At 69.7% G+C, this 10,511-nt stretch carries 12 protein-coding genes and 1 pseudogene; 4 read left to right on the top strand and 9 right to left on the bottom strand.

The window, feature by feature from the left end; genetic code table 11:
• Positions 1–20 precede the first annotated feature (20 nt).
• Positions 21–317 carry a nucleotidyltransferase family protein gene (locus HY703_13710; GenBank protein MBI4546249.1) on the top strand — a complete coding sequence of 99 codons (297 nt, stop codon included), beginning with the start codon at positions 21–23 and terminating at the stop codon, positions 315–317.
• Positions 314–574 (top strand): annotated as a pseudogene (locus HY703_13705) (DUF86 domain-containing protein). The gene HY703_13710 and the pseudogene HY703_13705 overlap by 4 nt, the downstream one beginning before the upstream one ends.
• On the opposite strand, the gene uraD reads toward HY703_13705, so the two are convergent.
• From uraD to HY703_13660, 9 genes are all read right to left on the bottom strand, one after another.
• Complete coding sequence (gene uraD, locus HY703_13700) at positions 575–1,084, bottom strand: 2-oxo-4-hydroxy-4-carboxy-5-ureidoimidazoline decarboxylase (GenBank protein ID MBI4546248.1); 510 nt, start codon at positions 1,082–1,084, stop codon at positions 575–577. It lies immediately after the preceding pseudogene.
• A gap of 32 nt (positions 1,085–1,116) precedes the next feature.
• Positions 1,117–2,127, bottom strand: coding sequence for an allantoicase (gene alc, locus HY703_13695; protein ID MBI4546247.1), 1,011 nt, complete (start codon positions 2,125–2,127; stop codon positions 1,117–1,119).
• A complete protein-coding gene (locus HY703_13690; protein ID MBI4546246.1) occupies positions 2,127–3,308 on the bottom strand; it encodes a DUF819 family protein in 1,182 nt (393 codons plus the stop codon). Before HY703_13690 ends, alc begins: the two co-directional genes overlap by 1 nt.
• Complete coding sequence (locus HY703_13685) at positions 3,305–3,478, bottom strand: hypothetical protein (GenBank protein MBI4546245.1); 174 nt, start codon at positions 3,476–3,478, stop codon at positions 3,305–3,307. The genes HY703_13690 and HY703_13685 overlap by 4 nt, the downstream gene beginning before the upstream one ends.
• 13 nt (positions 3,479–3,491) lie before the next feature.
• Positions 3,492–4,658 (bottom strand): ABC transporter permease, encoded by a 1,167-nt coding sequence (locus tag HY703_13680; GenBank protein MBI4546244.1) that lies wholly within the window; start codon positions 4,656–4,658, stop codon positions 3,492–3,494.
• Positions 4,655–5,803: an ABC transporter permease gene (locus HY703_13675; protein ID MBI4546243.1), complete on the bottom strand. Its 1,149-nt coding sequence runs from the start codon at positions 5,801–5,803 to the stop codon at positions 4,655–4,657. The genes HY703_13680 and HY703_13675 overlap by 4 nt, the downstream gene beginning before the upstream one ends.
• Positions 5,800–6,495 carry an ABC transporter ATP-binding protein gene (locus HY703_13670; GenBank protein ID MBI4546242.1) on the bottom strand — a complete coding sequence of 232 codons (696 nt, stop codon included), beginning with the start codon at positions 6,493–6,495 and terminating at the stop codon, positions 5,800–5,802. The genes HY703_13675 and HY703_13670 overlap by 4 nt, the downstream gene beginning before the upstream one ends.
• Before the next feature lie 13 nt (positions 6,496–6,508).
• On the bottom strand, positions 6,509–7,753 hold the full coding sequence (locus HY703_13665) for an efflux RND transporter periplasmic adaptor subunit (GenBank protein ID MBI4546241.1): 1,245 nt from the start codon (positions 7,751–7,753) through the stop codon (positions 6,509–6,511).
• 281 nt (positions 7,754–8,034) lie between these two features.
• Positions 8,035–9,510, bottom strand: a complete 1,476-nt coding sequence (locus HY703_13660; protein ID MBI4546240.1) for an amidohydrolase family protein — start codon at positions 9,508–9,510, stop codon at positions 8,035–8,037.
• Between the two features lie 57 nt (positions 9,511–9,567).
• Between HY703_13660 and HY703_13655 the strand changes: the two genes are divergently transcribed.
• Together HY703_13655 and HY703_13650 are read left to right on the top strand one after the other, a co-directional pair.
• On the top strand, positions 9,568–9,846 hold the full coding sequence (locus tag HY703_13655) for a type II toxin-antitoxin system Phd/YefM family antitoxin (GenBank protein MBI4546239.1): 279 nt from the start codon (positions 9,568–9,570) through the stop codon (positions 9,844–9,846).
• Complete coding sequence (locus HY703_13650; protein MBI4546238.1) at positions 9,846–10,172, top strand: type II toxin-antitoxin system RelE/ParE family toxin; 327 nt, start codon at positions 9,846–9,848, stop codon at positions 10,170–10,172. Before HY703_13655 ends, HY703_13650 begins: the two co-directional genes overlap by 1 nt.
• Positions 10,173–10,511: the final 339 nt, after the last annotated feature.

The following is a 10,511-nucleotide window of genomic DNA, read 5'->3' as shown; positions in this document are numbered from 1 at the left end:
CGCCGGAAGCGAGTTGGAGCATGGAACGGACCTTCCATGGACTGCAGGAGATCGGGGAGCGGATTGTACCTGTGCTCGAGAAGCATGGGGTTCGGCGGGCGGCCATCTTCGGCTCGCGCGCACGCGGCGAGGCGCACCCCGCCAGTGACCTGGACATTCTGGTCGAATTCGAGCCGGAAAGGACTCTGCTGGACTTGGTCGGCCTGCGCCTGGACCTTCAGGAACGCTTCGGCCTGCAAGCGGACGTCGTGACCTTTGACTCGCTGCGCCCCGAGTTCAAGGCCAGGGTTCTGCAGGAGCAGGTTCAAATCCTATGAGCCTTGCACCAGGCATCTTCCTTCAAGACATCATCGAATGCATCGAGTTGATCGAGCAGTACAGGAGCGGGGTAGAGATGTAGTTCCGGAGGCGTCATCCCGAGGTGCCGTGGCAAGAGATCGCCGGGCTCCGCGACGTACTGATCCACAGGTACGGAGAGGTGGATCTCGACCTGACGTGGAAAACGCTCGAGCAGGATCTCCCCAAGCTCAAGCAGCAGGTTAGCGCGATCCTGGGCTCAGAGTCGGCCGGCTGATCATGCCTCTGCCAGCAGCTTCTCCAGCCGGAGGCGCGCGATCTTGCGCTGCTCCTCTGCGGCCACGCGCAGCTCCTGCGCGGGATCGTTGTCCAGGCGCTGGCGCAGAAGCCGGAGCATCTCCTCAGCCGTCTTGCCTGTGGCGCAGATGATGTAGATGTAGCCGAATCTCTGCTCGTAAGTCTGGTTCAGCTGCGCCAGCGCCACGCGGGCGTCCGCAGATGCTTCGCGCGTTCCCACCTGCTCCTGCGCTGACCAGCGCCGGGCCTGCTCCGCTTGCGCTGTCTCCGGCTTCCGCTCGCCGATGCGGGGGTGGGCGCGGAAGGCTTCCAGCCAGTCCTCGCGGCCCAGGCCCCACCACACGCGGTCCGCGGCCTCGAGGAGAGCGGCCGTGTGAGGGAACGGGCGGAGCTCGGCCATGCGGCGAGCCCAGGCGCGCGCGCCGCAGCACTGGAGCAGCGCGGACGCCGCGTCCTCGCGCGGCAAGCGGTTGAGGTTTTCCAGCGTCATCGCGGCGGGACTCTCAACTCGAGAAGCTCCCTTCACGCACCAGCCGCCGGCGAGCCGTAGACGCGGAGGCGGGCGATCCCGCCGTCCGGGAAAATGTTGAAGCGCATGTGGCTTACGGGCGACGTCGCCTCCGGCCGCACCTGGAAGCTGTGACGGCTGTGCGGCTGCAGCGTAGTGCGCGGGAGCAGCTCGGCCCAGCCGGCGGCCTCGCCCACCGGCTCGTCCAGGCCGGCGTCCGGCGCGTGGCAGCCCTCGAGCGAGCAGCTCTCGGGCGCGTTCCCCTTGAAATGGTCGGTGTCGACCTCGACCCGGTGGATCGTGCCCGGCCGCCCCAGCCGGACGATGCACCAGTCGTGGCCGGGTCCGCGCCGGCGCCTGGTCTCCCAGCCGTCGGCCATGCTCAGCGCGCGGCCGGGCATGATCAGGTTCTGCCGGTGGCCGAAGAACATGTCGCTGGCGGCGATCACCAGCCCGCCGTGCTCCGCGGCGGCGAGATCCAGCTCCGTTCCGCGCTGCAGCAGCCTGTCCCAGTCCGGCACGACCTGGCCGTAGACACGCAGCCGCGCCACGCCACCATCCGGGTAGATCCTCAGCCGCACGTGGGTGAAGCGCGCGTCGGCTCCGATCTCGAAGAGGTTCCTGGCATCGCCGCGCAACGGCGAGCTAGCCAGGATCTCCGCCCAGCGAGCAGGCCCCCCCTCCTGGCCGAGCTCCACCGGGTCAGGAACGCCCTCCACAGCGCAGGCTTCCAGGGAGCAGTGCTCGGGGTAGTTGCCCTTGAAGTGAGTGGTGTCCACGACCAGGCCGCGGATCACGCCCGGCAGCCCCAGGCGGATGATGCACCAGTCGTGGCCGGGCGAGCGACGTCGCCGCGTCTCCCAGCCGTCCATCCACTTGCCGCGCTCCGTGTACTCGCCCGGCAGGAACACTGGCTCGGCCGCCCTGAGCAGGTTCTCCTTGGGCGCGAAGAACTCGTCATTGGCCAGCAGCGCGGCGCCGCCCAGGCGCTCGGCGGCCAGGTCGATCAGCTCGGTAAAGTGCATCACCCCACCAGGGAGAGCAGCCAGGCGCACAGCAGCCCGGCGTAGATGCCGAGCACGTAGCCGGCCACGGCCATGAGCAACCCGACCGGCGCCATGGCCGGGTGGTATACGCCGGCGACGATGGGCGCAGACGCGGCACCGCCCACGTTGGCCATGCTGCCCGTGGCGAAGAAGAAAAGCGGCGCGCGGATCAGTCGCGCCACCGCGAGCAGGACCGCCGCGTGCACTCCGATCCAGAGCAGGCCCGCGCCCACAAAGGCGGGCGCGGCCAGCACGGCCTTGAGGTCCGCCTGCGCGCCGATCGCGGTCAGCAGCAGGTAGAGCGCGACGTAGGCGATGCGCGAGGCGCCCGCCTCCTCCAGCCGCCGCGCCGGTGTGAAGGATAGCAGCAGCCCGCCGGTCACCACGATGAGCACGGCCCAGGTGGTGTTGCTGATGATTGTGGGGTTGCCGACCCGGGGCAGCCGTGCGCCGGCGGCAATGCTGAGCACTGCGCCGGCGAAGCCCAGCCCGATGATGATGGCGGCGTAGCGGGTGTCGAGCGGCGCGCGCTGCGCCGCGACCTCGGCCAGACGCCGGTTGGTCGCCTCGATGGCCTCCGTACGGGCGCGGTTCCAGCGGTCGAAGCGGGACTGCCAGCCGCTGAGAAAGAGCAGCACGCCCATCCAGCCGTAGCCGACCACTGTATCCACCACGATGATCGGGCCCAGCAACGACTCCGGCGTGCCCACGCTCTCGGCGATCGCTACCAGGTTCGCGGTCCCGCCGATCCAGCTCCCGGAGAGCGCGGCCAGGCCTTTCCAGGCCTCGTCGGGCAGCCAGCCGCCGAAGACGAGCAGCGCCAGCGGCCCGCCCAGCACGATGCCCAGCGTGCCGGCCAGCATCATGATCAGTGCCATGCCCCCCAGGCGGGCTACGCTGGACAGGTCAATGGTGATCATCAGCAGCAGCAGTGCCAGGGGCAGCAGATAGCGCACCATCCATTCGTAAAGCGGCGATGCGCTGGGGATGACGCCAAAGGTGGTAGAGAGGGTGGGCAGGAAGTAGGCGTAAATGACGGGCGGCGTCAACTCGAACAGCTTCTTCAGCGGCTGGAGCCCACTCAGCCAGAAAATGACGCCCAGCACGGCGGCCAGGTAGGCGAAGACCGCCATGGGCTCGGTGAGCAGTGCCTGCTTCACCGCAGCGCCTCCGCGGTCACCTGCTGCGCGGCGCGGCGGGCGGGGAGGAATCCGCCGAGCAGTCCCATGAGCAGCGCGAAGGCCAGCCCCTCGAGCAGGATGGCGGGCGTGATGCGGAAGGCGAAGACGAGCTCGGCAGACGACTGGATGTAGGCCACCAGCGTGTCCATGGTGTTAACAAACTCACTCGCCCCTCAGCGCCTGCGCGATCACCTGTCGCGAGGCGCGGCGCGCGGGCAGGAAGCCGCCGAGCAGCCCCATCACCGCGGCGAACGCCAACCCCTGCAGCAGTATGGCCGGCGTGATGCGGAACTGGAAGACGATCTCGGCGAAGGACTGCCAGTTCGTGGTGCTGGTGGTGATGCCATTGATGGGTAGGGCCAGGACCAGGCCCAGCACGCCGCCGGCCAGCGAGAGCAGCACGGCCTCGAAGAGGAAGGTGGCCAGCACGCTGCGCGGCCGGAACCCGAGCGTGAGCAGCAGCGCGATCTCCCGGGCGCGGTAGCCTACCAGCGCGTCCATGGTGTTGATGGCGCCGAAGATGGCGCCCAGGGCCATGATCCAGGTGACGAAGAAGGCCAGGAAGCGCAGCACGCGGGCGAGCTGCTCGGACTGCCCGGCGAAATAGTCGGACTCGCGGTAGACGTCCAGGTTGAGCCGCGGGTCGGCCTTCAGCTTCTGCTTCACGCCCTGGAAGACGGCGGGATCAGAGAGGCGGAAGGTCAGCGACTGGTAGAAGGGCCCGCGCAAGACGCTCATCAACTGCTCGTTCTCGCCCCACACCTCCGACTCGAACGCCGAGCCCCCCGCAGTGAAGTAGCCGACCACGGTGAAATCCTGCTGGCCGAAACGGACGCGCTCGCCCAGCTCGAGGCCCTCGATCCGTCCCACGAGGCCACGTCCCACCACTACCTCCGGCTGCCCCTGCCGGAAGGGCCGGCCCTCGACCACCCGCACGAAATCCCGCAACTCGAAGGAGGTGAAGTCGACGCCGCGGACCGGCACGTGAGCCATACTGCCGGTGCCCGTGCGGGGGCGTGCCACGACCACGTAGACGTCAGCCGAGGCGAGGGGCTGGCCGTTGACAGCCGGGGCGACTTCTGGCAGCGCCTTGAGGATGGCGGCTCCGTCGCGACCCAGGCCGCTGTTCATCTCCGCGTCCGAGCCTGCGCGGATCACGAACACGTTGTCCGGACGGCCGGTCTCGATCATGGCCGCCTGGAAACCCTGGGCCAGCGCCAGCATGCCCACAAAGGTGAGGACGACCAGGGCGATGCCCAGCGCCGTGGACGCGCTGGTCGCCGGCCGGTGCAGCAGGCTGCGCACGCTGTAGAGCAGCGGGATCCTCATGCCGCCGGCCGGAGAGCGTCCACGACCTGGAGCCGCGCGGACTGCCAGGCGGGCACGGCCGCGCTGACCGCGGCGAGTAGCGCCGCGATGGCCACAGACAGAGCGATGGTGTCCCTCGCCACGGAGAGCCCTGGGATGAAGCCGGCGGCGTCAAAGCCGCGCACGTTGTAGAAGAGCAGCGCGCCGGCCAGCCCGAGCGCCAGGCCGGTGCCGGCGATAACGCCTGCCTCGGCCAGCACCAGCCAGAGCACCGTGCGGTCGCTGAAGCCGAGCGTCTTGAGCACTGCCACCTCGTGGAAGCGCTCCCGCGCCGACATGGCCATGGTGTTGGCGGCAACCAGCAAGATGGCGAACACGACGGCCATGCCGATCACGTTCAGGAAGAACGCCACGTTGCCGTAGAGGCTGATGAAGCCGAGCTGGAACGCGCGCTCCGTCTCCGAGCGCGTGGGCGCCGCCGAGTTCTCGTACATGCGGTCGATGGTCTCGCCTATGCGGGCAGCATCGTCCGGGTTCCGGACGCCCACGATGTACCAGCCCACGTTGCTCATGTATTCGGACTCGCGGTAGCGCTCCTTCAGGTAGTCCCAGCGGAAGAAGAAGATATTCTGGAACGGCGGCGTGGCCGGCTCGTAGATGCCGCGGATCGTGAAGCGGTGCTCGCCGCTGAAAATGGTTCCGCGCAGCGCGATGGTCTGGCCCAGCTTCCAGCCGAAGCGCTCGGCCAGGTCACGCGCCACGACGGCCGCGGTGCGCTCCGCGAGGAAGGCGGCGCGCTGCTCTTCCGGGAGCTGCACCTCGGGGTGCAGCGGCAGGTAGCTCCCGGCGTCAATGGCAAACTGGGGGAAGAAGTTGCGCTCGCTCAGGTAGACGCCGCCGAACCAGTTGGCCCAGGTGACGGAAGTCACCACGTCCATGGCCTCGAGGCGGCTGCGGTAGGCCATGGGCAGCGGGAACACAATGCCCAGCTTGTTCCTCACCACCAGTCGCGTCTCGCTGCCCACCTCCCCCGCCGCGCGCATGGTGGTGATCACGGAACGCAGCGTGATGAAGAGGAAGAGAGCAATGGCGATGCCGAGCGTGGTAAGTATGCTGCGGCGCAGCCGGCGACGGAGGTTGGCCGCTACCAGCGTGGCCAGCGTCACCCTGCGCCTCCAGCCGCCGCCGTCTCCTGGAGCACCCCCTTCTCCAGGTGGAGCGTCCGACCGGCACGCGCCGCGGCGTGCGGGTCGTGCGTGACCAGGACAATGGTCTTGTGAAACTCCTGGTGCAGCCGCCGGAGCAGCTCGAGGATCTCCCCAGCAGCACGGGCGTCCAGGTCGCCCGTCGGCTCGTCGGCCAGGATCAGCGTGGGGTCCGTAACAATGGCCCGGGCAATGCCCACGCGCTGCTCCTGGCCGCCCGACAGCTGGCGCGGGTAATGATCGAGCCGGTCCTCGAGCCCCACAATGCGCAGCGCGGTGAGCGCGTGCTCGCGGCGCTCCTTCCGGCCCAGCTCGGTCAGCAGCAGCGGCAGCTCGACGTTCTGGAGCGCAGTGAGCACCGGGATGAGGTTGTAGAGCTGGAAGATGAAGCCGATGTGGCGCGCGCGCCACGCGGCCAGATCCCGCGGCCGCAGGCGAGTAATGTCCTCGCCGGCTACCACGACCGACCCCGAGGTGGGGCGGTCCAGGCCGGCCAGCAGATTGAGCAGCGTGGTCTTGCCACTGCCGGACGGGCCCATGAGCGAGAGGAACTCAGCCTCCTCGATGGTCAGGTCGAGGCCCTCCAGCACGGGGATCTCCTGGCTGTCCCGCCGGTAGACCTTCGAGACCGCGTTCACCTCGGCAATCGGCATGTTCGACCTTCCTTCAGGAGCCGGCGGCGACGACGCGCACGCGGGCGCCGTCGGCCAGGGTCAGGGGTGGGTTGACGATGAGCAGCTCGCCGCCGGAGAGGCCGCGGCGGATCTCGCGGCGCCCGGCGGAGACGGGCCCGGCGTCCACCTCGGTGAGGCGGGCCCGGCCGCCGTCGACCAGCCAGACGACGTCGCGGCCGCCGCGCAGCGTCACGGCCGAGTCGGGCACGAAGAGCGGCGCCCGGGCCGCCGCCTGGCCGGCCGCGGCGGGTGCCGCCTCCTCGCTGAACACCACGCGGGCGCCCATCTCGGAGAGGATGCGCGGGTCGCGGCTGTCCATGGCCACGCGCACCAGCACAGTAGCCCGCTGGCGGTCCGCGGTGGGCACTACCTGGCGCACGTGGCCGGGAAACTCCTCGCCGGGGTACGCATCCAGGATGATGCGCGCCGGCTGGCCGTGCCGGACCTGGGCGATGTAGGCTTCGTTGACGTCGACCTCCACCTCGAGCGTCGAGAGGTCCGCCATGGTGACCACGGCGCCGCGGGTGAGGCCGCCGCCCGCCACTGCTGGCGCCACCACCTCGCCCAACTCCGCATCCTTACGCAGCACCGTGCCGTCGAAGGGCGCGCGAATCAGCGTGCTCTCGAGGTTGGCGACGGCCGCTGCCCGCCCCGCCTGGGCCGCGGCAATGCGCGCCTCCGCCGCGCGGAGTTGCGCCTCCGCCGCCGCCACCCCGGTTTCGGCGTCCTGTACCGCCTGCACCGAGACCAGCGCCTCCGCGTGAAGCGCCCGCGCCCGCTCGAGCTCGCGGCGCGCCTGCACCAGGCGGGCCTCAGCCTCCATCCGCGCCGCCTCCGCCGTGAGCACTTCTGCGTCCGCGCGCTGGATGGCAGCCTCGTACTCCGCCGCCTCGAGCCGCGCAATGACCTGCCCCGCACGTACCCGGTCGCCCTCGTCCACGCCCAGATAGGCCAGCCGCCCGGGGACCTTCGAGGAAACGGACGCCTTGGTGCGCGCTACGATGTAGCCGTTGGCGGTCAGGCCGCCCGCCGCACCCGCGCCGCTCGGCGCGGCCTCCGCACGCACCACGCGCACCTCGAGCACTGGCTCGCGGGTGAGAATGAAGGCGCCCACTGCCGCGACGGCCAGCAACAGGGCGATCGCGCCCAGACGCCGGGGTGGGACGGCCAGGGTCCGGCCCGGGCGCGGCTCGCCGCGGCGGATGCGCAGCTTGGAGAGATCGGCAGAGTCGATCACCGGCGGCGGCTCCTCGCGCGGCCTCGCGCAGGATCCTGGATCCGAGGGGGAGATACGGCCCCGCAGCGAGCCGCGAGGTCAAGAGTACCGGCGGCCGGATCAGGTGTCAACGACGGTGCGGCGGCCGGAAGGGGTCCTTTCTCCGTGCCCTCCGCGTGCTCCGCGGTTAAAGGGTGTTTCCCTATGATCGCGAACCGCTGACCTGGGCGTTGTCCAACGACGCTCGCGCACCGAGATGGTTGTATGTGCGGAAACGAACTGGTGGGGATTCGGCGCAACAGTCAGTGCTCGAGCAGGAGCTGTCCCACCGGCGGGCCCAGGACCGAGCCTCGCCGGTAGATCAGCCGCCCGCGCAGAAAGGTGGCATCGACCACACCGGCAAGCCGAACGCCTGCGTAGGGCGTGAGCTTGTGCCTGTGCTGGAGCGTGGCAGGATCCACGGTGAACTCGGCCTCCGGATGCCAGGCGACGAGGTCGGCGTCGTACCCCGGGGCAATGGCGCCCTTCCGCCCCTCCAGCCCCGCCAGGCGCGCGGGCGCGCGGCTCAGCCATTCGGCCAGCCGCTCGAAGGGCTGGCCGCGCGCCCGCGCGACGCTCCAGACCACGGACAACCCTAGCTGCAGGGAGGAGATGCCGCCCCAGGCCCGGAGAAAGTCCCCGTCCCGCCGCTTCAGCGCCGGGGGGCAGGGGGAGTGGTCGGAGGCTACCAGATCGATGTCGCCCCTCTCCAGGGACTGCCACAGCGCCTCGCGGTTGGCCCGACCACGGATGGGCGGTGCACACTTGAATTGCGTGGCGCCGTCCGGGATGTCCTCGGCCGCAAAGTGCAGGTAGTGCGGGCAGGTCTCGACACTCAGCGGCAAGCCCTCGGCCCGAGCCTCCAGGAGCAGCGGCAGCGCCTCGGCCGCAGAGAGGTGCACCACGTGCGCGGGAACGCCGTATTCCCGGCACAACCGGAGCAACAACGTCACCGCGGCCGTTTCCGCCTCCGGCGGGCGCGAGCGCAGGTAGGTGGCGTAGGCCCGAGGATCGGCGCCGGGCCGAGGAAGACGCGATGCACGCCGGAAGCGCAGGCGTCGGCCCGAGGCAGCATCCGCGCGCCGGGGCAGAGAGCCACCACCCCGCCGGGCCCCACTCACTCCCGCAACGACTTCACGCGCGCGATCCCGTAGCGCCGCGTCGATGGGACCGGGAAGCTCCGCATGGACCAGGAGCGGCACCCCCAGGCCGGCCAGCCGCGGCAGCGCCTGGCGCAGGTCGGCCTCCGTGACGTGCGGGAATTCGTCCACCCCGGACGGCACCAGAAAACATTTGAAGCCCCGCACGCCGGCGGCTACCAGCTCCCCCAACTCGCCGGCATTGCCCGACACCACACCGCCCCAGAAGCCTACGTCCACATGGCACTTCCCCTCCGCCGCCGCCAGCTTGGCGCGCAACGCCGGCACGCTGGTGGTGGCCGGCACACTGTTGAGCGGCATATCAATGATGGTTGTAATACCGCCGGCTGCGGCGGCACGGGTGGCCGTCTCGAAGCCTTCCCAGTCGCTGCGGCCGGGCTCGTTCACGTGCACGTGCGTGTCCACCAGGCCGGGGAGCAGCACGGCCTGGCCGCAGTCCAGGAGCGGCGCACCCGGGGGCGGCGCTTCGAAGGGGGCGACGTCTACGATCACGCCGTTCCGGATGAGAATGGCCGCCGGCTTCACGCCCTCGGGCGTAACAACCCGGCGGCTGCGGAGCGCGAGGTCAGGAGGCGGCATTCCGTGAAGACCGAATAGAGACTATATTTGGTCCATACCAATCGTGGTGAGGTGCAAATGCGCTATTCATCGCAGGTCAAGCCGATCAGCTATCTGAAGAGCCACGCCGCGGAGGTGCTGCGGACGCTCGCCGAATCGGGCGAGCCCCTGGTGATCACGCAGAATGGCGAGGCCCGGGCCGTTATCCAGGACGTGGCGTCGTACCAGGAGATCCAGGAGACCCTCGCGCTGCTGAAGGTTCTGGCGCTAGGCAATCGCGAGATCGAGCAGGGCAAGGTTTCTCCCGTGGAGGAGGTAGTGCAGCGGCTTCGTGCCGCGCGCAAGACCGCCACCTGATGCGTCATGCCGTGCAGCTCACGGCAGGGGCGGAGCACGACCTCTCCTCGATCTACCACCACATCGCCGAGACGCACAGCGAGCGCGCCGCGGAGCGCGTGCTCCAGCGGCTGCTGGAGCTCAGTAGACGACTGGCCGCCTTTCCCGAGCGTGGCAGCCATCCGAGAGAGCTGCTCGCTCTGGGGATCCGCGAATACCGGCAGCTCATGATGAAGCCTTACCGGGTCATCTACCGTGTCATGGGTGAGCAGGTGTTCATCATGTTGATCGCCGACGGACGCCGCGACATGCAGACGCTCCTCGTGCAGCGGCTGCTTGGCGCATAGCGATTCGACCGCCACGACCTCCAGGAAAGCTCTTCCCTCCCCGTTCGGTGTGCGCAGGACACCCGGTCGTCGGACGCGAGCGACGAGCCCCGGGGCGAGACCTTCGGCCCCTCCGATCGAACACATGAAGCAGGCGATCTGTCCACCAGCCCGGGCAGCAGCACGGTTTCGGCGTAGTCCAGGAGTCGGGCGTCCGGGGGCGGCGCCTCGAAGGGGGCGACGTCGTCGATCACCCCGTTCCGGAGGAGAATGGCCGCCGGCTTCACGCCCTGCGGCGTGACCACGCGGCGGCTGCGGAGGGCGAGCTCGGGCTGCGGAGTCGGGCGCGCTATCTCGGCG

It is taken from the genome of Gemmatimonadota bacterium (assembly GCA_016209965.1).
Lineage (GTDB): Bacteria > Gemmatimonadota > Gemmatimonadetes > Longimicrobiales > RSA9 > JACQVE01.
This window is presented reverse-complemented; position numbering and strand designations above follow the sequence as displayed.